Source organism: Streptomyces sp. NPDC014006 (assembly GCF_043088925.1).
In the GTDB taxonomy this organism is placed as follows: domain Bacteria; phylum Actinomycetota; class Actinomycetes; order Streptomycetales; family Streptomycetaceae; genus Streptomyces.
Window position 1 is genome coordinate 281,281 of record NZ_JBICAJ010000013.1, and the last position, 24,723, is coordinate 306,003.

Here is a 24,723-nt window from a genome sequence, read left to right on the forward strand (position 1 = left end):
CACCAGTACGGAAGTTCAGGTTCCGGACGGCTCTTCGAGTTACCTGTGCGTCGGTAGTAGGCTCGCGCCGTTTGTTGACGTACATGTGTACCCCCTGCTGGTGGGGGTCGAGCTGGGGGAGGCCATGCGCTTTCGCGGGAAGTCGATCCGCCGGAAGATCGTGGCGCTGCTTCTCGTGCCGCTGGTGTCCCTGACCGCGATCTGGGGCTTCGCCACGGTGCTCACCGGACGGGAGGCCGGCCGGCTGTTCAGCGTGTCCTCCGTGATGGAGAACGTCGGCTTTCCGGTCGGGGACACCGTCCGCGTCCTGCAGCAGGAACGCCGGCAGACCCTCGTCTACCTGGCCGACCCGAGGGCCGCCGACGCGCTGTCCGCACTGCACCGCACCCGGACCGCCACCGACCAGGCCGTCGCCGAGGTACGCCGCAAAGCGACGACGTCCGATGTGCGCGAGGACCTCGACCCGGACGACGGCGAGGGCGTCACCGCCGTCCTGGACGCCTTCGACGGCATCGACTCCCTGCGCCGCAGCGTCGAACAGGGCACCGTGAGCCGCGCCCAGGCCCTCGACCTGTACAACCGCCTGGTCGACCCCTGCTTCACCCTGCTGTTCAAACTCGACGTCGTCGACAGCGTCGAGATGGACAAGGAGTACCGGGCCCTCGTCAACGTCGCCCGCGCCCGCGAGTTGCTCTCCCGGGAGGACGCTCTCCTCGGCTCCGCCCTGGTGGTCGGGAAGATCGGCCGGTCCGAGCTGCGCCACGTCTCCGACCTGGTCGCCCAGCGGGAGGTCCTCTACGAGGTCAGCCTCCCGCAGCTGCCCGGCGTGGAGCGCGAACGCTACGAACGCTTCTGGAAGAACGCCGTCACCGCACCGCTGCGCACCGCCGAACGGTCGGTCGTCTCCGCGGCGCCTGGCAGCATGCCCGACGACGTGACCGCCAAGGACTGGGACACCGCGGCCGGCACCGCGCTGCGTGAACTCGGCGCCCTCGACGACCAGGCGAACGACCGCTACCAGGACCGGGTTCAGCCCGTCGCGATGAACGTCATCCTCAAAGCCGTCTTCGCCGGCGCCCTCGGCCTCGTCGCTCTCGTGCTGTCCCTGCTGCTGTCAGTGCGCATCGGACGCGCACTCGTCCGGGACCTGCGCCAGCTGCGCATGGAGGCGCACGAGGCGTCCGGGGTACGGCTGCCCAGCGTGATGCGACGCCTGTCGGCGGGCGAACAGGTCGACGTGGAGACCGAGGTCCCGCGCCTGGAGTACGACAGGAACGAGATCGGCGAAGTCGGGCAGGCCCTCAACACCCTGCAGCGCGCCGCCGTCGAAGCCGCCGTGAAACAGGCCGAGTTGCGCGCCGGCGTCTCCGAGGTGTTCGTCAACCTCGCCCGCCGCAGCCAGGTCCTGCTGCACAAGCAGCTCACCCTGCTCGACACCATGGAGCGCAGGACCGAGGACACCGAGGAACTGGCCGACCTCTTCCGCCTCGACCACCTGACGACCCGGATGCGCCGGCACGCCGAGGGCTTGGTGATCCTCTCCGGCGCCGCCCCCTCCCGGCAGTGGCGCAAGCCCGTCCAGCTGATGGACGTGGTCCGGGCCGCCGTCGCGGAGGTCGAGGACTACGAACGCATCGAGGTCCGCCGGCTGCCCCGGGTCGCCGTCACCGGACCTGCCGTCGCCGACCTCACCCATCTCGTCGCCGAACTCCTCGAGAACGCCACCGTCTTCTCGCCACCCCACACCGCCGTCCACGTCGTGGGCGAGCGGGTCGCCAACGGCTTCACCCTGGAGATCCACGACCGCGGCCTGGGCATGACCGCGGAGGCTCTGCTCGACGCCAACCTGCGCCTCGCCGAAACGCCCGAATTCGAACTGTCGGACACCGACCGGCTCGGCCTGTTCGTGGTCAGCCGGCTCGCCCAGCGCCAGAGCGTCCGGGTCTCGCTCCAGCCGTCCGCCTACGGCGGCACCACCGCCGTCGTCTTCCTGCCGGACGCGCTGCTGAGCGACGACGTCCCCGACACCAACGGCATCGGCTTCCGCCTGGACCGTCCGCACACCGCCAAGGATGCCAAGGCGACCGGCCGGCGCAGGGCAGCCCTCGCGAAGGGCCCCGCGCAGCTGCCCGGCCTGCCCGCCTCCCTGCTGGACGGGCCGGTCGAGCTGGACACTCCCGTCGATCTGGACGCGCTCGGCGACCTGCCCGACGTCCTCGACGAGGACGGTGAGGGCGGCGGCCTGTTCCGTCCTCGCCGCTCCCTGACCGCGACGCCGGACGCCCCCGCCGGCGAACCGCGGGGATCGCTGCGCGGCAGCCTCGGCGCCCCCCGTGACCCGGAGGCCCCGGACCCGGACGACGGCACGCAGACCGCCGGTGGTCCGCTGCCGCTGCCCCGACGACACACGCCCAAGCTCGTCAGCTCGCACGGCCGCCCGGTCGGCGAGCGACGGTCACGGCGCGAGGAGGAGGACGCGGAGCCCGCGCCCCGGCCGGGCAGGCGTCCGAGGTCCGACGCGGAGAACCTGGCGCCCCTGCCCACCCGCCGCCGGGGCGGCCCGGCACCGCACAACCGCGGTACGGCCGACCGCCGCCCGGTCGGACCGGTCACCGCCGGCGCCGACGACCCGGCGGACGCCGCGCTGCCCCGGCGGACGCGCGGCGGCGCCTCGCCGTCCAACACACCTGACCCCGACGCCCGACGACGCCGTGAGCTGACCCGGGGCGACACGGCCGACCCCGCCGAGAGCCGGCCCGCGTCGACGCCGAGCGGCATCGAGCCGACGCCGGCCGGACCCGGCCGGGAGGACCAGGTCCAGCCGGTGCCGGAAAGCCCCGGCCGCGCCTCCGCCGACGAGCGGAGCACCCGCGCCACGCCCGAGGACGAGGCCCCGCCCGTGCCGGAGCAAAGTCCCGGCCTGCCCGGGCGCGCCTCCACGGGCGAGCGGGACACCACGGGCACGCCGCCTCCCTCCGCGCCCGCACAGGCACCCGCCGCCCAGAGCCGGCTGCCCCGGCGGGTGCGCCAGGCCAGCCTGGCGCCGCAGCTCAAACAGACGCCCACCCGCGGCTCCCGCCCCGCAGCGGCCGAGCCCGAGGAACGGGACCCGGAAGAAGTTCGCAGCCGTATGGCTTCGCTCCAGCGTGGCTGGCAGCGTGGCCGCGAGGAGAACGCCGCGGGGGAGACCGCCCAGCGCGGCACAGCACCACAGGGAACCACTAAGGGGGACGGTCGATGACCGCACCGAAGCCGACCGGCCACACGACCGGCAACGGGGAGCTCAACTGGCTGCTCGACGACCTCGTGGACCGCGTCGCGAGCATCCGCAAGGCCGTCGTGCTCTCCGGCGACGGCCTGCCGACCGGCGTGTCCAAGGACCTGACCCGGGAGGACAGCGAGCACCTCGCCGCCGTCGCCTCGGGCTTCCACAGCCTCGCCAAGGGCGTGGGCCGGCATTTCGAGGCGGGCAGCGTCCGCCAGACCGTGGTGGAGCTCGACGACGCCTTCCTCTTCGTGACCGCCGCGGGCGACGGCAGCTGCCTCGCCGTGCTGTCCGACGCCGACTCGGACGTCGGCCAGGTCGCCTACGAGATGACCCTCCTCGTCAAGCGCGTCGGTGTGCATCTGGGCACCGCGCCGCGCACCGATCTGCCCTCCGGCGGGTAGTGAGAGGTCATGAGCGCAGACGGTCAGGCAAGCAGCCGCTGGTTCGACGAGGAGGCCGGGCCGGTCGTCCGCCCTTACGCCATGACGCGCGGCCGCACCACCAGTGCGGCCCAGCACCGCCTCGACCTGATCGCGGTGGTCGTCACGGAGCCCGACGCGGGCGACCCGGAAACCGATCCCACGCTCTCCCCGGAGCACGTGGACATCGTCGAGCTGTGCCGCACCACCCCGCAGTCGGTCGCCGAACTGGCCGCGGAGCTCGATCTGCCCATCGGCGTGGTCCGGGTCCTCATCGGCGATCTCGTGCACGCCGAATTCGTCCATGTGAACCGGCCCGTACCGCCCGCCGAGCTGCCGGACGAGAGTATTCTGCGCGACGTGATCAACGGCCTGCGAGCGCTGTGAACAGCGCGGAAGCGGGGTGAGGACATGACGGGCTGGCAGTTCTGGGTCGACCGGGGCGGCACGTTCACCGACATCGTCGCGCGCCGCCCGGACGGCCGCCTGCTCACGCACAAACTGCTCTCCGACACCCCCACACGCCATGGCGACGCCGCCGTCGCCGGCGTGCGGACCCTGCTCGCCGGTTCCGCGGACCCGGTGGAAGCCGTGCGCATGGGCACCACGGTCGCCACCAACGCCCTTCTCGAACGCAAGGGCGAACGCACCCTGCTGGTGATCACGCGCGGCTTCCGCGACGCCCTGCGCATCGCCTACCAGAACCGCCCGCACATCTTCGCCCGCCGTATCGAACTGCCCGAGCTGCTCTACGAGCGGGTCGTCGAGGTCGACGAGCGCATGGCGGCCGACGGGACGGTACTGCGCGCCCCCGACCTGGACGCTCTCACCGGACCCCTCCGGCAGGCGTACGACGACGGGATCCGCGCGGTTGCCGTGGTCTGTATGCACAGCCACCTGCACCCGGCGCACGAACAGGCCGTAGGTGAGCTGGCCACCCGTATCGGCTTCCCGCAGATCTCGCTGTCCAGCGAGGTCAGCCCCCTGATGAAACTCGTCCCGCGCGGGGACACCGCCGTCGTCGACGCCTACCTCTCGCCCGTGCTCCGCCGGTACGTGCAGCACGTCGCCGACGAGCTGAAGGACGTACGGCTGATGTTCATGCAGTCCAACGGCGGCCTCGCCGAAGCCGGGCAGTTCCGCGGCAAGGACGCCATCCTGTCGGGCCCGGCCGGCGGCATCGTCGGCATGGCCAGGATGTCGCAACTGGCCGGTTTCGACCGCGTCATCGGCTTCGACATGGGCGGCACCTCCACCGACGTCTCCCACTTCGCCGGCGCCTACGAACGCGTCTTCACCACGCAGATCGCCGGGGTCCGGCTGCGCGCCCCGATGCTCGACATCCACACCGTCGCGGCCGGCGGCGGCTCGGTCCTGCACTTCGACGGCTCCCGCTACCGCGTAGGGCCGGACTCGGCGGGTGCGGATCCCGGCCCCGCCTGCTACCGCGCCGGCGGACCGCTCGCCGTGACGGACGCCAACGTCATGCTCGGCCGCATCCAGCCCGCGCACTTCCCGAAGGTCTTCGGGCCGGACGGCGACCAGCCCCTGGACGCCGACGTCGTCCGGGACCGCTTCACCGAACTCGCCCGGGAGATCCGCGAGCGGACCGGCGACGACCGCACCCCGGAACAGGTCGCCGAGGGCTACCTGCAGATCGCCGTCGCCAACATCGCCAACGCGGTGAAGCGGATCTCCGTGCAAAAGGGCCACGACGTCACCCGCTACACCCTCACCACCTTCGGCGGCGCGGGCGGCCAGCACGCGTGCATGGTCGCCGACTCGCTCGGCATCCGCACCGTCCTCGTACCGCCCATGGCCGGCGTGCTGTCCGCTCTCGGTATCGGCCTCGCCGACACCACGGCGATGCGGGAACAGTCCGTCGAGGCCCCGCTGGAACCCTCCGCCCTGCCCGGCGTTCGCCGGACGGCCGACGACCTGGAGGCGGCGGCCCGCGCGGAACTCCTCGCCGAGGACGTGCCCGAGGACCGTATCCGCGTCAGCCGCCGCGCCCAGCTGCGCTACGACGGCACCGACACCACGCTCACCGTCGAGCTGACCGAGCCGGACGCCATGCGGCAGGCGTTCGAAGAACGTCATCGCGCCACGTACTCCTTCACGCTCGACCGTCCGATCGTCGTCGAAGCCCTCTCCGTCGAAGCCACCGGCATCACCGCACCCCCCGATCTGTCCGCCCTCGCCCCGTACGAAGGCACTCCCGCCGCCCCCGAGACCGTCCGCCTGCACACCGGCGGCGTCTGGCGCGACGTGCCCCTGCACCGCCGTGAGCACCTGCCTCCCGGCCAAGCCGTCACCGGACCCGCGATCATCACGGAGGCCAGTGCGACCACCGTCGTCGACGACGGCTGGGAGGCCGTCGCCCGCGACGACGGGCATCTGGTCATGGAACGCGTCGCGGTCACGCAGAGTTCCGATCTCGGCACAGAAGCCGACCCGGTCCAGCTGGAGATCTTCAACAACCTGTTCATGTCCATCGCCGAGCAGATGGGCGCCCGCCTGGAGTCCACGGCACAGTCGGTCAACATCAAGGAACGCCTGGACTTCTCCTGCGCCCTGTTCGACCCCGACGGGAACCTGGTGGCCAACGCCCCGCACATCCCCGTCCACCTGGGCTCCATGGGCACCAGCGTCCAGGAGGTCATCACGCGCCGCGGTGACCGGATGCGGCCGGGGGACACCTACGCCGTCAACGACCCGTACCACGGCGGCACCCACCTGCCCGACGTCACCGTGATCACCCCGGTCTTCGACACGGAGGGTGAGCGGATCCTCTTCCATGTCGCCTCCCGGGGCCACCACGCGGAGATCGGCGGCATCGCGCCGGGCTCCATGCCCGCGGGCAGCCGGACCATCGAGGAGGAAGGGGTCCTGTTCGACAACTGGCTGCTCGCCGAAGGCGGCCGCCTGCGCGAGGACGAGACCTACCGTCTGCTCACCGAGGCGCCCCACCCGTCCCGCAACCCCGGCACCAACCTCGCCGACCTGCGCGCCCAGGTCGCCGCCAACCACAAGGGCGTCGAGGAGGTCGGCCGCATGATCGACACGTTCGGCCTCGACGTCGTCCAGGCCTATATGCGGCACGTCCAGGACAACGCCGAAGAGGCCGTCCGCCGGGTGATCGACGCGCTGGACGACGGGGAGTACGCCTACGAGACCGACTCCGGGGCGGTGATCCATGTACGCGTGCGCGTGGACCGCGCCCAGCGCACCGCCACCATCGACTTCACCGGCACCAGCGCCCAGCTCGACACCAACTTCAACGCGCCCTTCTCCGTCGTCAACGCCGCCGTCCTGTACGTCTTCCGCACCCTGGTCGCCGACGACATCCCGCTCAACGACGGCTGCCTGCGCCCGCTGCGGATCGTCGTGCCGCCCGGCTCCCTGCTGGCCCCCGACCCGCCCGCCGCCGTCGTCGCGGGCAACGTGGAGACCTCCCAGGCCATCACCGGCGCGCTGTACGCCGCGCTGGGGGTGCAGGCCGAGGGCTCCGGCACGATGAACAACGTCACCTTCGGCAACGACCGGCACCAGTACTACGAGACGGTCGCGTCCGGGTCCGGGGCCGGCGACGGATTCCCCGGCGCGAGCGTCGTCCAGACCCACATGACCAACTCCCGGCTCACCGACCCCGAGGTGCTGGAGTGGCGACTGCCCGTGCGGCTCGAGGAGTTCGCGATCCGGCGCGGCAGCGGCGGCGCCGGACAGTGGCGCGGTGGCGACGGGGCGGTGCGCCGGATCCGCTTCGACGCCCCCATGACCGTCTCCACGCTGTCCCAGCACCGCCGGGTGCCGCCGTACGGGATGGCGGGAGGCGAGCCAGGAGCCCTGGGCGCCAACCGGGTCGAGCGCCTGGACGGCACCGTGACCGAACTGGGCGGCAGCGACTCGGCCGACGTCGCACCCGGCGACGTACTCGTCATCGAAACCCCCGGCGGAGGGGGCTACGGCCCGCCGCCGGCCCACCCCCAGCGAGCAGGAGAAGGAAGCGATGATCTTCGGGCGCTCTGAACGCGGCAAGCCCCCGGTCGAGCCCGTCACGCTCAAGATCCTTGTGGCCGGCGGCTTCGGCGTGGGCAAGACCACCCTGGTCGGCGCGGTCAGCGAGATCAGACCGCTGCGCACCGAGGAACTGCTCACCGAGGCAGGACGCCCCGTCGACGACACGCGAGGGGTGGAGAGCAAGCACACCACCACCGTCGCGATGGACTTCGGACGCATCACCCTCCGCGAGGACCTGGTGCTCTACCTCTTCGGCACCCCCGGTCAGGAACGCTTCTGGTTCATGTGGGACGAGCTGTCGGAGGGCGCCCTCGGTGCCGTCGTCCTCGCCGACACCCGCCGCCTGGAGGACTGCTTCGCCGCCATCGACTACTTCGAGCGCCGCAGCATCCCGTTCGTCGTCGGCGTCAACTGCTTCGAGGGCGCGGCACGCTATCCCACCGAGGACGTCCGCGCGGCGCTGGATCTGGACGACGAGGTCCCCGTAGTGCTGTGCGACGCCCGCGACCGCGCGTCGGTCAAGGACGTGCTGATCGGTGTCGTCCAGCACGCCATGGCGTACACGGCCGAACACCGCCAGGCCGTCACCACCTGACTCACGGGTGCGGCTCGTACCCCCGCCGACCGGGGTACGAGCCGCAGTCCGTCACGCGCACGCACGCGTGCCGCTCAGGCGTGGTGCACACCTGGCCGGGCGTCACACACACGCGCGTGGCTAGTCGTCACCGTCCTCCATCCAGCCGAAGCTCTTCTCCACCGCCTTGCGCCAGTTGTGGTATTCGCGCTCACGCACCGGCTCCTCCATCGACGGCGTCCACGTGGCGTCCTCCTGCCAGTGGGCCTTCAGTTCGTCCAGGTCGTTCCACACCCCGGTGGCCAGTCCGGCGGCGTAGGCCGCGCCCAGGCAGGTGGTCTCGGAGACCTTGGGCCGGATCACCGGCACCCCGAGCACGTCGGCCTGGTGCTGCATGAGCAGGTTGTTCTTCGTCATGCCGCCGTCGACCTTCAGGGTGGTGATCTCCACGCCCGAGTCCTGGAACATGGCGTCCACGACCTCACGGGTCTGCCAGCTCGTGGCCTCCAGCACCGCACGCGCGAGATGCGCCTTGGTCACGTACCGGGTCAGCCCGGTGACGACACCGCGCGCGTCCGAGCGCCAGTACGGTGCGAACAGCCCGGAGAAGGCGGGCACGATGTACGCGCCGCCGTTGTCCTCGACGCTCGCCGCGAGCGGCTCGATCTCGTCAGCCGTACGGATGATGCCGAGCTGGTCGCGGAACCACTGCACCAGTGCACCCGTTATCGCGATGGCTCCCTCGAGGCAGTAGACCGGCGCCTCGTCCCCGATCTTGTAGCCCATGGTCGTCAGCAGGCCGCTCTTGGAGGCGACCGGCCGGTTACCGGTGTTCAGCAGCAGGAAGCTGCCGGTGCCGTAGGTGTTCTTCGCGGTGCCCACGTCGTAGCAGGCCTGCCCGAACACGGCCGCCTGCTGGTCGCCCAGCGCCGAGGCGACGGGCACGCCGCCGAGCTGGCCGATGGCCGTGCCGTACACCTCGGCCGAGGAGCGGATCTCGGGCAGCATCGCCTCCGGCACGTTCATGGCGGACAGGATGGAGGGGTCCCACTGGAGCGTCTCGAGGTTCATCAGCATGGTCCGCCCGGCGTTGGTCACGTCGGTGACGTGCTGTCCGCCGTCGGTGCCGCCGGTGAGGTTCCAGATGAGCCAGGAGTCGATGGTGCCGAAGGCGATCTCCCCGCGCTCGGCGCGAGCCCTGAGGTCGGGCACGTTGTCGAGCAGCCAGGCGGCCTTGGGGCCGGAGAAGTAGCTGGCCAGCGGCAGTCCGGTCTGCTCGCGGAAGCGGTCCTGCCCGTCGGATCCGCCCAGTTCACGGCAGAGTCCGGCGGTGCGCGTGTCCTGCCAGACGATGGCGTTGTGCACGGGCTTGCCGGTGGTGCGGTCCCACAGGACGGTCGTCTCGCGCTGGTTGGTGATGCCGAGGGCGCTCAGCTGGTCGGCGCGCAGCCCGGCCTTGGCGACCGCCCCGGCGACCACCGCCTGTACCTTCGACCAGATCTCGGTGGCGTCGTGCTCGACCCAACCGGGCTTCGGGAAGATCTGGCGGTGCTCGCGCTGGTCCACGGCGACGATCTCGCCGGAGTGGTTGAAGATGATGCAGCGGCTCGACGTGGTGCCCTGGTCGATGGCGGCGACGTACTTGTCGGCGTTGTCCGTCATGGCTACCCCTTGCGCTTCGGCTCAGCAGGCTGGTGGTGGACGAGTGCCCGCGCGTTTCCTCCCGTCGGCGGGCCGGCGGCCAATTCCAGGGTCGCCCCGATCGGCGCGCGGTGCCTCCGCTGCTGGTGGCGGCTCCCGAGTCCGGCCGATGATCAACCTCGGTGCTCCGTGCAGGGTGCGCTTTCCGTGGCGGCTTCGGTGGCGGGCGGGGCACCAGGGGCGCCCCGTCCGGCGTCCACCCGTGACGAGCGTGCCGTCGCAGCCGACCCGCCCCGAGACAGGCCTGGTACGCAGAGAGCCCACACGGCACGGTGCGTGTTTCGCCGAGAATGTACGGCGATGTCGGCTGACAACGGGAAGTCTTCCCCCGTGCTCAGGGAGCGTCAAGGTCGGCGACGGCACGCGTTGGACCCCTCACGCACCGACATCGACCGCCCGTTTGACCGCAGTGTCCATCGCCCACGAACGCCGACCGGCCCGGCACCTCGCCCACGAACGCCGCCGGCGCTCGTCTCGCCCGGGCTCGCGCACCGCGCGGGACGGCGCCCCACGGCCCTCCACGCCCCCTTGCAGAGCCGAACCACCCGGGAAGGCCCCCGGCCTCGTCGCCACCGCCCAAAGCCCGTCAGGGTGCCCCCGGAGCGCTCGGCCCCCTCAGGCCCCGCTTCAGCCCCTCAAGACCCCCTCGAGGGCCCCCTGAACACCCCCGTCAAGCCCTCAGGAGGCCACCGGAGCCCCCTCAGCCCCCCGCAGGACCTCGTGGCCGGTCAGTCCCGCGCGGCCCAGCACCCAGCTCGCCCCGCGCAGCGACTTCGCGGCCTTCTTCAGCGGCGCCAGGGACGCCGCCGCCTCCCGGTGGTCGCTGACGCTCCCCGGCGCGCACACCACCGTGGCCAGGGACAGCGTCACCGGCAGGCCACCGGCCGCCCACGGTGCGTCCAGTACGGCCGCCGCCAGCGCACCGAGGCCCTCCGGATCGGTGAGCACCAGGAAGTCGTCCCCGCCGATGTGCCCCACGCGCGTGTCCCCGGACGCGGCCCGCTGTAACGCCCGCCCCACCGAGCGGATCAGCTCGTCACCCGCCGCGAACCCCGCCCCGTCGTTGACCTGCTTGAAGTGGTCGACGTCCAGCCAGCTCAGCGCGAACGGCCGCCCGCCCGCGATCCGGCGGTCCACCTCGCCGGTGATCGCGTCCGACCCAGGCAGCCGGGTCAGCGGATTGAGCCTGGCAGCCTCCTCCACACGGCTCTCCGAGAGAGCCCGCACCAGGTCCGCGAGGCGTACGACGCCCACGCACCGCCCGACCCCGTCGACGACCGCGACATCGTCCGAGGTGCGGTCGCGCTCGCCGACCGCCACGACGTCCAGCACCTCCCACGCGGTGGCGTCGATCCCCACCGTCCGCGGAGGGTCCCCGAGCCTGGCCGCCGGACGGTCGGCGTACAGGGCGTGGCCGTAACGCCCGGACATCGTCAGCAGGAACCGTGAGCGGTGCACCGACCGCACCGGCACTCCGGTCCGGTCCACCAGCAGCACCCCCGACACGTCGGGCGACCCGGTCAGCAGGTCCCGCACCCGGCCTGCGGAGGCGTCGGCGGGCAGCAGCGCGGCCGGGCGGACGAACTGCCGGACGGGCGGCCCCGAGCGGGGCACGGGGACGAGGCCGGGGGAGCGGGGCGGAACGTAGACGTCCGCGGCGGGCAGTCGCGCGGGCGGCGCGAACAGTTCGCCCTGGGCCAGCTGCGCCCCGGCCGCCAGCGCCGCGGTGCACTGGGACTCGGTCTCCACGCCCTCCACGGCCAGCAGGGCGCCCAGTTCGTCGCACAGCGTCCGCATCGCACGCACCGCCGCGGGCCGAGCCAGCAGGGACGCGTCGAGCTTCACCAGCTCGGGGGAGAGGTCCGTGAGCAGCCGAATCGGCACGTCCCCGTCCCCGACACCGTCGGCGCAGATCCGGAAGCCCTGACGGCGCAGCACGCTCACGGCCTCCAGCAGGGCGCGCTGCGGCACGTGCGTGTAGGGCGGGCCGATGTCGACCGTCACCTCCCAGGGCAGCCGGCCGGCCTCGCGCACCGCGTCGTGCAGCGCGGACAGTCCGCCGAGATCGCCCAGCGTCCCGGCGAAGACGTTCACCTGCAGCGGCAGCAACGTCTCCTTGCGCACGGCGGCGCGGAACGCCGCGACCGCCACCTGACCGTCCAGTTCGGGATTGCGGCGGGCCTCGGCCAGGATGTCACCGGCCTCCGGGCGGGCAAGGATCTCCAGGCCCGCGACCCCGCCTGTGGTGAGGTTGACCACCGGTTGGAAAGCGAAGCGGAGAGTATCCGTCCAGGAGCGCACGGGAGCATGATGGCGCCGCGCGGGAGCGCACTCATGCGCAGTTCATGAGACGTTCACGCAGGATTCCCGAGCGATCACTCAGCATAGGAGTCGGTGCTCGCCGCCGTCGGAGCGGCGGGCGATGCGGGCAATCGGCTGCCGGCCGGCGCGCGTACCTGGTAGATGCAAGGGGCATGACACGACTGCCCCGTCTGGCGCGTGCGCTGATCACCGCGCTCACCGCCCTGCTGACCGTGCCCCTCGCCTCCGCCACGGCGCGGGCGTCCACGGAGCCCAAGGCCCCCGCGGACTTCGTCGCGCTGAGAGCCGTGGACCCGACGATCATCCAGGAGATCCGTTACTTCACGCCGCACAACTTCGTCGGCGAACGCATCGACGGCTACGAGCAGCCGATGTGCATCCTCACGCGGCCCGCCGCCCAGGCGCTCCACACGGCGCAGGTGGAGCTGCTGCGCGAGGGCTACAGCCTCAAGGTGTACGACTGTTACCGGCCGCAGCGCGCCGTCGACCACTTCGTGCGCTGGGCGAAGGACCTCGACGACCAGCGCATGAAGGGCGAGTTCTACCCGGACGTCGACAAGACCCGGCTGTTCGCGGACGGGTACATCGCGGAGAAGTCCGGTCACAGCCGGGGCTCGACCATGGACCTCACGATCGTGCGGCTGCCCGCCCGGCCGACGCATCCTTACGTGCCCGGACAGCCTCTCGTGCCCTGTTACGCCCCCAAGATGGAGCGTTTCCCGGACAACTCCGTCGACATGGGGACCGGATTCGACTGCTTCGACACCCTTTCGCACACCCTTGACCCGCGGGTCCAGGGCGAGCAACACGCCAACCGGATGCTCCTGAAGAGCACCCTCGAGAGCCTCGGCTTCGTGAACCTCGCCGAGGAGTGGTGGCACTACACCTACAAGCCGGAGCCCCACCCCGACACCTACTTCGACTTCCCCGTCTCGGCCAAGTCGCTCGCGAACGGACGGTCAACCGACTGAGGTCGGTCAGAAAGTCACAGTCAACTGCCTGAAGTCGACGCCCTCTCCGATCGGATACAGTCCGCGCGTGTCCGAAATCCAGCACTCCACTTCCAACTCCGGTCCCGGCTCCCACTGTTCGAGCTGCGGCACCCCCTATGGAGAGGGCGTCACCGACTGGCCGCGCACCTGCTCGGCCTGCGGCACGGTCGCCTACCGCAACCCCCTGCCCGTGGCGATCGCCCTCCAGCCCGTGTACGACACACAGGGCACCGCCCTGGTCGTGATCACCCGGACCGTGGAACCCGCGCGCGGGGCCGTCGCCCTGCCCGGCGGGTACGTCGACGACCGTGAGGACTGGCGGCAGGCCGTCGTCCGCGAACTCAAGGAGGAGACGGGCATCGACGCGGCCGGCCGCGACGTCCGTCTCGTCGACGCCATGAGCTCCCCCGACGGCCACCTGCTGCTGTTCGGACTGCTGCCCGAGCGCCCCGCCGACGGCCTTCCGCCGTCGGCGGCCACGGACGAGACGCAGGGCTGGCACCTGTTGCGCCGCCCGGAGCAGCTCGCGTTCCCGCTCCACACGGCGGCCGTAAGGGCCTGGTTCGAGGGCCGCTACCCCTGAGTGGCAGCGCCGGGCGCACCCGTTCGTCAGCGCCCGTCGAGCCCCCGCACCCGCACCGGAAGGGACGGCTCGCGCAGCCCGTCCGGGCCCTGAAGCCCCACGACCACGCGTGAGCCCTCCCACCGGGTGACGTACCGCTCGATCTCCGGCTCGTCCCAGCCCTCGCCCGCGTCCGCCACCACGAGCGCGCCCCCGGAACGACCCGGCGCCGGTGCCCACACATCCAGCGCCGGCCGCCCGTCGTCACCGCGCACCGGCAACACGGCACCCGCGCGTGCCAGCACCGGGATCCGCGACAGCGGCGCGTCGAGCATCACCCGCCCGGGCCCCTCGTACGTGCGTCCCGTGGCCGTGTCGTACCAGCGGCCGCGGGGCAGCTGCACCGCGCGCCGGTCCGCCCCCGGGTCGAGCACCGGCGCCACCAGCAGGCAGTCGCCCAGCAGGAAGGCGTCCTCGCATCCGCGCAGCGCCCGGTCCTCCGGGGCACCCCACCACAGGGGCCGCACATACGGAGCGCCGGTACGCCGGGCCAGGTGCGCCAGGGTCATGAAGTACGGCAGCAGACGCCGGCGTTCGACGAGCGCCCCACGCGCGTGCTCGAGCACGTCGGTCCCGAACTCCCAGGGCTCCCTGCGCCCCGCGTCCATGCTCGCGTGCGTGCGGAACAGCGGCAGATACGCGCCCAGCTGGAACCACCGCAGAAACAGCTCCGGTGACGGGCTGCCGTCGAACCCGCCGATGTCCGGACCCGAGTACGGCACCCCGCACAGGCCGAGTCCCAGCACGAGCGACAGTGACGCCCGCAGCCCGGGCCAGCCGGTGGCGACGTCACCGGACCAGGTCCCGCCGTACCGCTGCATCCCCGCCCAGCCGGAACGCGAGAACAGGAACGGACGCTCGCGCGGTGACAGCTCGCGCAGGCCCTCGTACGCGGCACGCGCCATGCACAGGGCGTAGACGTTGTGCGCCTCGCGGTGGTCGCCGCCGCGCCCCTCCAGGCAGTGCCGGGCCGACCGCGGCAGCGTCGACTCGCCGAACGCGGTGAACGAGGTCGGCTCGTTCATGTCGTGCCAGAAGCCCGCGAAGCCCTGCGTGAGCCGTTCCGCGTACAGCCCGCCCCACCACTTGCGCACGCGCGCGTGCGTGAAGTCCGGGAACACCGCGTTCCCCGGCCACACCACTCCTTCCACGAACTGTCCCGAGGCGTCCCGCACGAACACGTCCAGGTCCACGCCACCGTCGTACACGTCGTTGCCCGGGGCGGCCTTGACGGCCGGGTCCACGATCGAGACCAGACGGATCCCGTCCCGGCGCAGTTCCTCGGCGAGCTTCGGCAGCGCCGGAAAGCGCTGCCGGTCGACGGTGAACACCTGGTGACCGTCGAAGTGGTCGATGTCGAGATGGACCGCGTCGAGCGGCAGACCGCGCTCCTTGTAACCGGCGACGATCCGCCGCACCTCCTGCTCGCTGCCGAAGCCCCAGCGCGCGTGCTGGTGGCCGAGCGCCCATGCCGGCGGGAGTGCGGGCGCCCCGGTCAGCGAGGCCCAGGCGAGCTGCACACGCGCGGGAGTGCCCACCATCACCCAGCAACGCAGCGGGCCGCCCTCCATACGCAGCTCGCTGGTCCCGGCCCGGTCGTGTCCCGAACCGGCCCCTTCCTCACCCTCGCGCAGGGTCACCGTCCCGTCCCAGGAATTGTCGTGGAACAGCAGGTGCGTCCCCGCGTCCGCCACCACCATCTGCACCGGCATGCTGATGTACAGCGGATCGTCACCCGGGGAGAACGCGTGCCCGGGGTCGGTGTTCCACAGGCGGTACGTCCCGTTCCGCAGCCGGGGGCCGCTCGCCCGCCCCCCGAGGCCGAAGAACCGCGCGTCCGGAGCCACCTCGGAGCGCACCATCCACCGCCCCGGACCACCGTCGACCGGCTCCCACCACCTGGGGGGATCCTCGCGGCGCAGCGTCACCCCGCCGGGCGTACGTATCTTCACGGCACCGTGCCGCGAGACGGCGACCGTCACCCGCTCGGCCACCACCCGCCAGCCACCGTCCTTGTCCGGCTCCAGTGACGCCCGCGGGTCGGGCTCCGGGCAGCGCCCCGCCAGGGCGTACGACGGCTCCGCGCCGGCCCCGTCCCAGCCCCAGAACGCCGCCCCATTGCCCGCGACGAGAATGCGCAGCTCCGAGCGGCCGAACCGGATGACGCCGCCGCCGGGCCCGGGCTCCACCTCCTGGATGGTGCCGGGCACCCGTGCCCGCTCGGCCCCACGCCGCGGCAGCCCGGCGGCATCGGCCCGCCTCCTGCGCCACGCCGCCCGCACGGTACGCAGTGCCTGTGCCGTTCCCACCGAACCGACCAGCTTCACCGAGCGCACCAGGTCACGACCGTCCATGCTGCTCACCCTGCCATTGACCGCCTCACGCGCGTGCGTCGTTCAACTGCCGTTCACCCGTGACCGGACCACATCTTCACGACACGAACTATGTGGGGCGAACCCTGGTGCGGAAGACGATCACATGGCATCGTCCGTTCCAGCCGCGTCACGCGCACACCCCAGCCCGTGCGCGGAGGACGCACACGACGCGCACAGCCCGGGAGCCGCCCCCATGACGACCGTGAACCCGCAACCGCTCTGGCAGCCGGATCCGGAGCGGATCGCCCAGGCCCAGGTGACCAGGTTCCAGACCTGGGCAGCCGAGCACCATGGCGCACCCGCCGAGGGCGGTTACCCGGCGCTGCAGCGCTGGTCCGTCGACGACCTCGAGGCCTTCTGGACGGCCGTCACCCAGTGGTTCGACGTACGGTTCTCCACGCCGTACACGCGCGTGCTCGGCGACCGCGCCATGCCCGGGGCCCAATGGTTCCCCGGCGCGACCCTCAACTACGCCGAGCACGCCCTGCGCGCCGCCGCCGACCGCGCCGACGCCCCGGCGCTGCTCCACGTCGACGAGACGCACGAAACGCGCCCGGTGACCTGGGGCGAGCTGCGCCGCCAGGTCGGCTCCCTGGCCGCCGAGCTGCGTGCCCTCGGCGTACGCCCCGGAGACCGCGTCAGCGGCTATCTGCCGAACATCCCGCAGGCCGTGGTCGCCCTGCTCGCGACGGCCGCCGTCGGCGCCGTATGGACCTCCTGCGCGCCCGACTTCGGCGCCCGCAGCGTCCTCGACCGCTTCCAGCAGGTGGAACCGGTCGTGCTGTTCACGGTCGACGGCTACCGCTACGGCGGCAAGGAGCACGACCGCCGCGAGACCGTCGCCGAGCTGCGCCGCGAGCTGCCCACGCTGCGGGCCGTGGTGCACATCCCGCTGCTGGGCACCGAGGCTCCCGAGGGCGCGCTGGAGTGGTCGGCGCTGACCGCGGCCGACACCGAGCCGGTCTTCGAGCAGGTGCCCTTCGACCACCCGCTGTGGGTCCTGTACTCCTCCGGCACGACCGGACTGCCCAAGGCCATCGTCCAGTCGCAGGGCGGCATCCTGGTCGAGCACCTCAAGCAGCTCGGCCTGCACTGCGACCTCGGTCCCGAGGACCGTTTCTTCTGGTACACCTCGACCGGCTGGATGATGTGGAACTTCCTCGTCTCCGGCCTGCTGACCGGCACCACGATCGTGCTGTACGACGGCAGCCCCGGCTATCCCGACACCGGCGCCCAGTGGCGGGTCGCCGAACGCACGGGAGCCACCCTCTACGGCACGTCCGCGGCGTACGTCATGGCCTGCCGCAAGGCCGACGTGCATCCCGCGCGGGACTTCGACCTCTCCCGGGTGCGGTGCGTCGCCACCACGGGCTCGCCGCTGCCCCCGGACGGTTTCCGCTGGCTGCACGACGAGGTGCGCGACGACCTGTGGATCGCCTCGGTCAGCGGCGGCACGGACGTGTGCTCCTGCTTCGCGGGCGCCGTGCCGACCCTCCCGGTGTACATCGGCGAACTCCAGGCCCCCTGCCTGGGCACCGACCTGCAGTCCTGGGACCCCAGCGGCAAGCCCCTGACCGACGAGGTCGGCGAGCTGGTCGTCACCAACCCGATGCCGTCGATGCCGATCCGCTTCTGGAACGACCCCGACGGCAGCCGCTACCACGACAGCTACTTCGACACCTACCCCGGCGTGTGGCGGCACGGCGACTGGATCACCCTCACCTCCCGCGGATCGGTGATCATCCACGGCCGTTCCGACTCCACGCTGAACCGCCAGGGCGTGCGCATGGGCTCCGCCGACATCTACGAGGCCGTCGAGCGCCTGCCGGAGATCCAGGAGTCCCTCGTCATCGGCGTCGAGCAGCCCGACGGCGGCTACTGGATGCCCCTGTTCGTGCACCTGGCCCCCGGGGCCGTGCTCGACGACGCGCTCACCGACCGGATCAGGCGCACGATCCGCGAGCAGCTGTCACCACGCCACGTCCCCGACGAGATCATCGAAGTGCCCGGCGTCCCGCACACCCTCACCGGCAAACGCATCGAGGTCCCGGTCAAGCGCCTTCTGCAGGGCACGTCCCTGGAGAAGGCCGTCAACCCGGGCTCCATCGACAACCTGGACCTGCTGCACTTCTACGAGGACCTGGCCCGCAAGCGTTCCTGACGCCTCAGCCCCCGTAGGTGGCCTCGGACTCGCCGAGTACGGCCGCGAAGTCCGAGGCCAGCCGCGCCGCGTCGGCGCTGTCCAGCTCGGCGACCGAGATCCGCACCCCCGCGGGCGCCACCAGCCGGAACCGGGCGCCGGCCGCGACCCACCAGCCGTACGACCGAAGCCCGTTCACCACCGCGGACTCGTCCCGGACGGGCACCCACAGGTTCATCCCGCTCGCGCCGTGCGCCGCGACACCCCGCTCGGCGAGCGCGCCCTTCAGCGCCTCACGTCGTTGTGCGTACGCTCCACGCGCGCGTGCCACCAACGCACGTGTGCCGGAGTCCGTCATCAGCCCGTGCACCGTCTCCTGCAACAGATGGCTCACCCACCCCGACGTCAGCAGCAGCCGGCCGTCGTGCCGGGCCAGCGTCACCGGATCACAGGCCGCCGCCGCCCAGCGCAGATCCGTCCCCAGGAACTTGCTCACCGTCCGCACATGCACCCAGCGCGCGATCCCCGAGGCGGTGAGCGTCCACAGCGGAGCGTCGGCGACCGCCGAGGCATGGTCGTTCTCCACGACCAGCACATCACCGGCCTCGCGCAACAGCTCAGCGAGCGCGTCCCTGCGCGCCGCCGAGAAACAGCCCCCGAAGGGATTCTGCGCCCGTGGGCTGTACACGACGGCGCGCGCGCCCGCGCGTAGCGCGTCGCGCAGGGCGTCCGGGCGCATCCCCTCGTCGTCCACCGCCACCGGAAGGATCCGCAGTCCCAGCGCGGCCACCAGGTCCAGCAGATGGTGATAGCCGGGGTCCTCCATCGCCACGGCGTCCCCGGGGCGCAGCTCCACGGACAACAGCCGCCCGATCAGATCCAGCGCGCCATGAGCGAACGTCACGTGCTCCACGGGCACCCCGTCGGGCCGCAGCCAGTCGCGCACGGCCTCCTCGAGGTGCGCCAGCCGGGGCGTCGAGCGGTGCGAACGGGCCCCCGGGGAGAGCCGGGAGGGCGGCACCAGAGCGGGCAGCAGCCGGGGATCCGGGTGCCCGCCCGCCAGGTCGCGCAGGCCCTCCGGCACCTTCGGCGGCCGACGTGAGGCGACCGCAGGCGCAGGTGCCACCACCGTCCCGCCCCGCCCGCGGGTGACCACGATGCCGCGCTGCCGCAGCTCCTTGTACGCCGTGGCGACGGTCCCCGGGCTCACGCCCAGCTCGTCCGCCAGCCGCCGCACCGGAGGCAACGCCGCGCCCGGCGCCCACGCCCCCTCGGCGACGCCCCGCTCCACGGCCGCGGCAATTCCCTTGGCCGTCGTACCACTGATCCCATATTGTGTTGCCACGTAAGTAATTATGTATCAATACATAACTGGATGCAAGGGGGAACCGTGCGCCGACCGCACCGGAAAGCCACGAGAAAGGCACGCATACCCGGCGGACGCGACGGGCGCACCATGCTGCTCATCGCCTTCGCCGACCGCATCGGCAGCGGACTGTGGGCCTCCGTCTCCGTCCTGTACTTCGCCTACGTCGCCCACCTGTCCCTCGCCCAGATCGGCACCCTCGCCGCGGCCGCCGGAGCCGTCGGCATCGCGGGCTCACCCCTCGGCGGACGGCTCGCCGACCGGTTCCCCATCACCCGGATCCTCGTCACCGTCCAGATCCTGCGCGCGATCGCCTCCTTCGCCCTGCTCACCACCGACCACTTCGCCCTCCTGCTCCTCTTCTCCGCCGTCGGCAGCCTCGGCGACCGCGCCGCCAGCGTCCTGACCAAGCTCTACGCGACCCGCATCGCCGGCCCCGACCGCGTCCGCTACCAGGCCCTGCACCGCACCCTCGCCAACGCCGGCTGGGCGCTGGGCGGCCTCACCGCCGCAGCCGCCCTCGCCCTCGGCACCACCACCGCCTACCGCTGCCTGCTCGCCGGCGACGCCCTCTCCTTCCTGCTGTGCGCGCTCCTCACCCTGCGCTGCGCCGAACCTCCCTCCGCCCACCGGACCGTCACCACGTCGGCCACGCCCTCCTCGCCGAACCCACCCCGCAGCCCCTGGCGCGACCGCACCTACCTCGGCTATGTCGCCACCGAGACCGTCCTCTCCCTCGACGACGCCGTCTTCAAGATCGGCCTGCCCCTGTGGATCGCCCACACCGCCAACATCCCCCACGGGCTGGCCCCCCTCCTCCTCGTCCTCAACAACGTCATGGTCGTCGCCCTCCAGGTCCCCCTGGCCCGGTTCGGCACCACGACCGCCGCCGCCCGCCGCCTGCTGCTCCCGCTCTCCGCAGCCTTCGCGCTGGGCGGCCTGACCATGGCCCTCTCCGCCACCGGAACCACCCTCACTGCGATCGTCCTGCTCACCACGGCGGCCGCCGCCTTCACCGTCGCCGAGATGCTGCACGCCACCGTCTCCTGGGAACTCTCCGTCGCCCTCGCCCCCGACAGCGCACTCGGCGCCTACCTCGGCGTCCACGGCCTCGCCCAGGCCGCCCAGCGCAGCGCCGGCCCGCTCGCGGTCACCGCGGCCATCGCCACCGGCCCCCTCGGCTGGACCGTCTTCGGCGCCGCCATCGCCCTGACCTGCGCAATCCAGCACCGGCTCGTCCGCGACCGACTCGGCCGCCGGCCGTTGTCAGTGCCCCCGGTTACGGTGAGTGAGCACTGATCGACTGCGCACAGGGGGAAACATGGTGCACACCGACCGCCTGACCATGCGACGCGTCCTTCGCCGCGAAATCGCCGGCACCATCGGCCTGCTCACCGACGAACACGACTTCCGCGCCATGCGGCGCTACCGCAGCTTCACCTTCGACGACCACACCGCCTACCTGCGCGAGGTGGAAGCCCTCCTCAAGGCCCGCGCCCTCCAGGGCGGCCACACCACCGTCACCCTCTTCGACCCCGAGGAGTACGCCGCCTACTGCACCGAGCGCGGCCTCGACCCCGACAACCCGTCCCACCGCACCCGCTTCACCGCCGAACTCGCCACCACCGGCCCCACGATCCCCTACGAGGGACAACCCCTGAGCGCCCTCGTCCCCGCCCTCGTCGACGAGGCGATCCGCCGGGCCACCTGGGAGTACGCCGCCACCCTGCTGGCCCGCCTCGGCAGCTGCGCCTCCTGCGGCGAGGACATCGGACGCGCTGCCTTCACCCGCGCCTCCACCCTCCTGATGCGCGTCCTCGACACCGCACCGCCCGGCAACCGGCATCTCGTCTGCAGCGTCTCCGGCCCACCGGAAACCCTGCTCGCCGTGCTCCACGCCGACCAGGACGACGACGGAGCCACCCAACTCGACGAAGCGGAAGCACTCGAGTTCACCACCGTCCTCGCCCTGGGTCTCGCCACCGACGGCCCCGGCGGCCTCGTCATGCGCACCAGCGCCCCCGGCAGCCCGGACCGCATCTACGGATGGCGCCTGCGGAACAACACGCTCCGCCCCCTGACCGCCGGCGAGGTCTTCGACGCCTACTGCACCGACATCGAGTCCGGCGACCTCGTCTCCCCGGAGTCCGACGTCGACTACTGCGAGCCGCCCGACCTCGGCGAGGACGAGACACCGCACCACCACCGACCCTGAGGACCGACCCACCACAACACGGCCCCACCACAACACGAAGGGGCGCCCCGCCCGAAAGCGGAGCGCCCCTCCCAACCAGACAAGGCGTGGTGCGCCCGGCTACTCGCCGGACAGCACCGCCTGAGCCGCGTTCCGCGCCTCCTCGGCGCTGTCCGCGGCGCGAGCCGCAGCGGCGGCCCGCTCGCACTGCGCGAGCGTGTACTTCGCCAGAGTCGCCCGCACATAAGGAATCGACGCCGCACCCATGGAAAGGGAGGTGACACCCAGACCGGTCAGCACACACGCCAGCAGCGGGTCGGACGCGGCCTCACCGCAGACACCGCAGCTCTTGCCCTCGGCCTTCGCCGCCTCGGCGGACAGCGCCACCAGGTCGAGCAGCGCCGGCTGCCACGGGTCCTGCAGACGCGACACCGCACCCACCTGACGGTCAGCGGCGAACGTGTACTGCGCCAGGTCGTTCGTCCCCAGCGACAGGAACTCGACCTCCTGCAGGATCGAACGCGCCCGCAGCGCGGCCGACGGGATCTCCACCATCGCACCGAACTTCGCCCGCAGCCCGGCCTCACGGCACGCGTCGGCGAACGCCTTGGCGTCGGTGCGGTCGGCCACCATCGGGGCCATGACCTCGAGGTAGACCGGCAGACCCTCGGCCGCCTTCGCCAGCGCCGTCAGCTGGGTGCGCAGCACCTCGGGGTGGTCGAGCAGCGTCCGCAGACCCCGCACGCCCAGCGCCGGGTTCGGCTCGTCAGCCGGCGTCAGGAAGTCCAGCGGCTTGTCCGCACCGGCGTCCAGCACCCGCACGACCACACGGCTCTCGGGGAACGCCTCGAGCACCTGCCGGTAGGACTCGACCTGCTTCTCCTCGGACGGTGCCTTCTTGCTGTCGTCCAGGAAAAGGAACTCGGTACGGAAGAGCCCCACACCCTCGGCACCGGCCTCCACCGCGGCGGGCACATCCGCCGGACCGCCGATGTTGGCGAGCAGCGGCACCTTGTGCCCGTCAGCGGTGGCGCCCGGACCGGTCGAGGCGGCCAGCGCGGCCTTGCGCTCGGCCGCGGCAGCCTCCAGCTGCGCCTTCCGCTCCTCGGTCGGGTTCACGAAAATCTCACCGGTGCTGCCGTCGACCGCGATCAGCGTGCCCTCGGCCAGTTCACCGGCACCCGGCAGCGCGACGACGGCCGGCACCCCCAGGGCACGCGCCAGGATCGCGCTGTGGCTGGTCGGACCGCCCTCCTCGGTGACGAAGCCGAGGACCAGCGTCGGGTCCAGCAGCGCCGTGTCGGCGGGCGCGAGGTCCCGGGCCACGAGCACATACGGCTCGTCGCTGTCCGGCACGCCCGGCATCGGCACCCCGAGCAGACGGGCGACGATACGGTTCCGCACGTCGTCGAGGTCGGCCACCCGGCCGGCCAGGTACTCGCCCGCCGCGGCCAGCAGCTCCCGGTACGCGGCGAACGCGTCGTACACCGCGCGCTCGGCCGTGCTGCCCACGGCGATACGACGGTCCACGTCCGCCATCAGCTCGGGGTCCTGGGCCATCATGGCCTGGGCCTCGAGCACGGCCTGGGCCTCGCCCCCCGCCAGATTGCCGCGCGCCATCAGGTCGGCAGCCACAGCCTCCACGGCCTTGCGGGCACGCCCCTGTTCGCGCTCCGCCTCCTCCGCCGGGATCTGCTTCGCCGGCGGTTCGAGCACCGCCGTTCCCATGTGCCGAACCTCGCCGATCGCCACACCGTGGCTCACGCCGACGCCTCGCAGCGTTGTGTCCATCTCACCCGTCTCCGATAGTGCGGCGGGTCCCGCCGCCGCGGTGGTTGTCCTACCAGCCGTCACAGGACGGCGCCGACGTCACTTCCAGACGAAGAGGCTGTCGCCGGTCTTGAGGTCGCCGTCCTCACGGAGCTCGGAGAGCGCCTCGGCCGTGGCCTCGAGAGCGACCACGGGGCACACGGGGGACTTGCCGGCAGCCTCAACGGCGGCGGGGTTCCAGCGCACGATGGCCTGGCCACGCGTGACGGTGTCCCCCTTGTCCACAAGAAGCTCGAAGCCCTCGCCGTTCAGCTGCACGGTGTCGATGCCGAGGTGAGTGAGCACGCCGTGCCCGCTCTCGTCGACGACCACGAAGGCGTGCGGGTGCAGCGAAACGATGACTCCGTCCACCGGCGCGACGGCCTCGGAGGCCTCACGGTCGGGGTCGATCGCGGTACCCGGGCCGACCATGGCCCCGGAGAAGACCGGATCCGGCACGGCCGCCAGTCCGATGGCACGTCCTGCAAGAGGGGACGTCACGGTGGTCATGGGAAACCTCCCAGGGGTGGAGATCAAAAGGGCCGTCTCGCCTGTCCCGGACGGCGCACTGAGCAGCAGGGTATGTCATAGGTAGTACCGGTTCCGCACGAGAGATCGGAATAGAGGTCTAGACCACATCTCCCATGGATTTGCACCGGCTCCGCGGCCCCGTGTACAGTCGTACTCCTGCGACGGGCTGAGCGATGCCAACGAGCATCATCGCCCGAGCAGCACTCCAACTCGTCAGATCCTATCTCGGATCGCCTTCTGCATGCCCGCAGGACGGTGGTCAGAGGGCCGGAAAAAGCCTGGTAGAGTTGGAAACACCGAAGGGAAGCCCGGAGGAAAGCCCGAGAGGGTGAGTACAAAGGAAGCGACCGTTCCTTGAGAACTCAACAGCGTGCCAAAAGTCAACGCCAG

At 72.0% G+C, this 24,723-nt stretch carries 16 protein-coding genes; 10 read left to right on the forward strand and 6 right to left on the reverse strand.

Annotation, left to right across the window (positions count from 1 at the left end; genetic code table 11):
* Nucleotides 1-124: 124 nt before the first annotated feature.
* From ACF1GV_RS35400 to ACF1GV_RS35420, 5 genes are read left to right on the forward strand one after another with little or no spacing between them, the layout of a single operon-like run.
* Nucleotides 125-3,241: a nitrate- and nitrite sensing domain-containing protein gene (locus tag ACF1GV_RS35400; RefSeq protein ID WP_391689419.1), complete on the forward strand. Its 3,117-nt coding sequence runs from the start codon at nt 125-127 to the stop codon at nt 3,239-3,241.
* Nucleotides 3,238-3,669, forward strand: coding sequence for a roadblock/LC7 domain-containing protein (locus ACF1GV_RS35405; protein ID WP_391689345.1), 432 nt, complete (start codon nt 3,238-3,240; stop codon nt 3,667-3,669). The genes ACF1GV_RS35400 and ACF1GV_RS35405 overlap by 4 nt, the downstream gene beginning before the upstream one ends.
* Nucleotides 3,670-3,678: 9 nt before the next feature.
* Nucleotides 3,679-4,074: a DUF742 domain-containing protein gene (locus tag ACF1GV_RS35410; RefSeq protein ID WP_391689348.1), complete on the forward strand. Its 396-nt coding sequence runs from the start codon at nt 3,679-3,681 to the stop codon at nt 4,072-4,074.
* Between the two features lie 24 nt (nt 4,075-4,098).
* The gene (locus ACF1GV_RS35415; RefSeq protein WP_391689351.1) at nt 4,099-7,716 is read left to right on the forward strand and encodes a hydantoinase B/oxoprolinase family protein; all 3,618 of its coding nucleotides are present in this window, start codon (nt 4,099-4,101) and stop codon (nt 7,714-7,716) included.
* Entirely contained in the window at nt 7,697-8,302 is a 606-nt protein-coding gene (locus ACF1GV_RS35420; RefSeq protein ID WP_391689353.1) for an ATP/GTP-binding protein, read from the forward strand. Before ACF1GV_RS35415 ends, ACF1GV_RS35420 begins: the two co-directional genes overlap by 20 nt.
* 120 nt (nt 8,303-8,422) lie before the next feature.
* Here ACF1GV_RS35420 and glpK read toward each other — a convergent pair whose 3' ends face one another.
* Together glpK and ACF1GV_RS35430 are read right to left on the reverse strand one after the other, a co-directional pair.
* Nucleotides 8,423-9,943, reverse strand: coding sequence for a glycerol kinase GlpK (gene glpK / locus ACF1GV_RS35425; RefSeq protein WP_391689357.1), 1,521 nt, complete (start codon nt 9,941-9,943; stop codon nt 8,423-8,425).
* 717 nt (nt 9,944-10,660) lie between these two features.
* Nucleotides 10,661-12,283: an EAL domain-containing protein gene (locus ACF1GV_RS35430; protein WP_391689360.1), complete on the reverse strand. Its 1,623-nt coding sequence runs from the start codon at nt 12,281-12,283 to the stop codon at nt 10,661-10,663.
* 173 nt (nt 12,284-12,456) lie between these two features.
* Between ACF1GV_RS35430 and ACF1GV_RS35435 the strand changes: the two genes are divergently transcribed.
* Together ACF1GV_RS35435 and ACF1GV_RS35440 are read left to right on the forward strand one after the other, a co-directional pair.
* The gene (locus ACF1GV_RS35435; RefSeq protein ID WP_391689363.1) at nt 12,457-13,275 is read left to right on the forward strand and encodes a M15 family metallopeptidase; all 819 of its coding nucleotides are present in this window, start codon (nt 12,457-12,459) and stop codon (nt 13,273-13,275) included.
* Nucleotides 13,276-13,342: 67 nt separating this feature from the next.
* Nucleotides 13,343-13,879, forward strand: a complete 537-nt coding sequence (locus tag ACF1GV_RS35440; RefSeq protein WP_391689366.1) for an NUDIX domain-containing protein — start codon at nt 13,343-13,345, stop codon at nt 13,877-13,879.
* Between the two features lie 26 nt (nt 13,880-13,905).
* On the opposite strand, the gene ACF1GV_RS35445 is transcribed toward ACF1GV_RS35440, so the two are convergent.
* Nucleotides 13,906-16,272: a glycoside hydrolase family 31 protein gene (locus ACF1GV_RS35445; RefSeq protein ID WP_391689369.1), complete on the reverse strand. Its 2,367-nt coding sequence runs from the start codon at nt 16,270-16,272 to the stop codon at nt 13,906-13,908.
* 214 nt (nt 16,273-16,486) lie between these two features.
* Here ACF1GV_RS35445 and ACF1GV_RS35450 point away from each other — a divergent pair, with 214 nt between their 5' ends.
* Nucleotides 16,487-18,454, forward strand: coding sequence for an acetoacetate--CoA ligase (locus tag ACF1GV_RS35450; RefSeq protein WP_391689373.1), 1,968 nt, complete (start codon nt 16,487-16,489; stop codon nt 18,452-18,454).
* Between the two features lie 4 nt (nt 18,455-18,458).
* Here the strand turns inward: ACF1GV_RS35450 and ACF1GV_RS35455 are convergent, their stop codons facing one another.
* On the reverse strand, nt 18,459-19,778 hold the full coding sequence (locus ACF1GV_RS35455; protein WP_391689375.1) for an aminotransferase class I/II-fold pyridoxal phosphate-dependent enzyme: 1,320 nt from the start codon (nt 19,776-19,778) through the stop codon (nt 18,459-18,461).
* Nucleotides 19,779-19,889: 111 nt separating this feature from the next.
* Here ACF1GV_RS35455 and ACF1GV_RS35460 point away from each other — a divergent pair, with 111 nt between their 5' ends.
* Both ACF1GV_RS35460 and ACF1GV_RS35465 read left to right on the forward strand, forming a co-directional pair.
* Nucleotides 19,890-21,098: an MFS transporter gene (locus ACF1GV_RS35460; protein WP_391689378.1), complete on the forward strand. Its 1,209-nt coding sequence runs from the start codon at nt 19,890-19,892 to the stop codon at nt 21,096-21,098.
* Between the two features lie 22 nt (nt 21,099-21,120).
* The gene (locus tag ACF1GV_RS35465) at nt 21,121-22,014 is read left to right on the forward strand and encodes a hypothetical protein (protein WP_391689381.1); all 894 of its coding nucleotides are present in this window, start codon (nt 21,121-21,123) and stop codon (nt 22,012-22,014) included.
* A gap of 99 nt (nt 22,015-22,113) precedes the next feature.
* Here ACF1GV_RS35465 and ptsP read toward each other — a convergent pair whose 3' ends face one another.
* Together ptsP and ACF1GV_RS35475 are read right to left on the reverse strand one after the other, a co-directional pair.
* Nucleotides 22,114-23,784: a phosphoenolpyruvate--protein phosphotransferase gene (ptsP, locus tag ACF1GV_RS35470; protein WP_391689384.1), complete on the reverse strand. Its 1,671-nt coding sequence runs from the start codon at nt 23,782-23,784 to the stop codon at nt 22,114-22,116.
* Nucleotides 23,785-23,862: 78 nt separating this feature from the next.
* Nucleotides 23,863-24,312: a PTS glucose transporter subunit IIA gene (locus ACF1GV_RS35475; protein ID WP_391689387.1), complete on the reverse strand. Its 450-nt coding sequence runs from the start codon at nt 24,310-24,312 to the stop codon at nt 23,863-23,865.
* Nucleotides 24,313-24,723: the final 411 nt, after the last annotated feature.

Coding starts and splice junctions, on each gene's coding strand:
- ACF1GV_RS35400 (WP_391689419.1), top strand. CDS start 125: ATGCGCTTTCGCGGGAAGTCGATCCGCCGGAAGATCGTGGCGCTGCTT.
- ACF1GV_RS35405 (WP_391689345.1), top strand. CDS start 3,238: ATGACCGCACCGAAGCCGACCGGCCACACGACCGGCAACGGGGAGCTC.
- ACF1GV_RS35410 (WP_391689348.1), top strand. CDS start 3,679: ATGAGCGCAGACGGTCAGGCAAGCAGCCGCTGGTTCGACGAGGAGGCC.
- ACF1GV_RS35415 (WP_391689351.1), top strand. CDS start 4,099: ATGACGGGCTGGCAGTTCTGGGTCGACCGGGGCGGCACGTTCACCGAC.
- ACF1GV_RS35420 (WP_391689353.1), top strand. CDS start 7,697: ATGATCTTCGGGCGCTCTGAACGCGGCAAGCCCCCGGTCGAGCCCGTC.
- glpK (WP_391689357.1), bottom strand. CDS start 9,943: ATGACGGACAACGCCGACAAGTACGTCGCCGCCATCGACCAGGGCACC.
- ACF1GV_RS35435 (WP_391689363.1), top strand. CDS start 12,457: ATGACACGACTGCCCCGTCTGGCGCGTGCGCTGATCACCGCGCTCACC.
- ACF1GV_RS35445 (WP_391689369.1), bottom strand. CDS start 16,272: ATGGACGGTCGTGACCTGGTGCGCTCGGTGAAGCTGGTCGGTTCGGTG.
- ACF1GV_RS35450 (WP_391689373.1), top strand. CDS start 16,487: ATGACGACCGTGAACCCGCAACCGCTCTGGCAGCCGGATCCGGAGCGG.
- ACF1GV_RS35460 (WP_391689378.1), top strand. CDS start 19,890: ATGCTGCTCATCGCCTTCGCCGACCGCATCGGCAGCGGACTGTGGGCC.
- ACF1GV_RS35465 (WP_391689381.1), top strand. CDS start 21,121: ATGGTGCACACCGACCGCCTGACCATGCGACGCGTCCTTCGCCGCGAA.
- ptsP (WP_391689384.1), bottom strand. CDS start 23,784: ATGGACACAACGCTGCGAGGCGTCGGCGTGAGCCACGGTGTGGCGATC.
- ACF1GV_RS35475 (WP_391689387.1), bottom strand. CDS start 24,312: ATGACCACCGTGACGTCCCCTCTTGCAGGACGTGCCATCGGACTGGCG.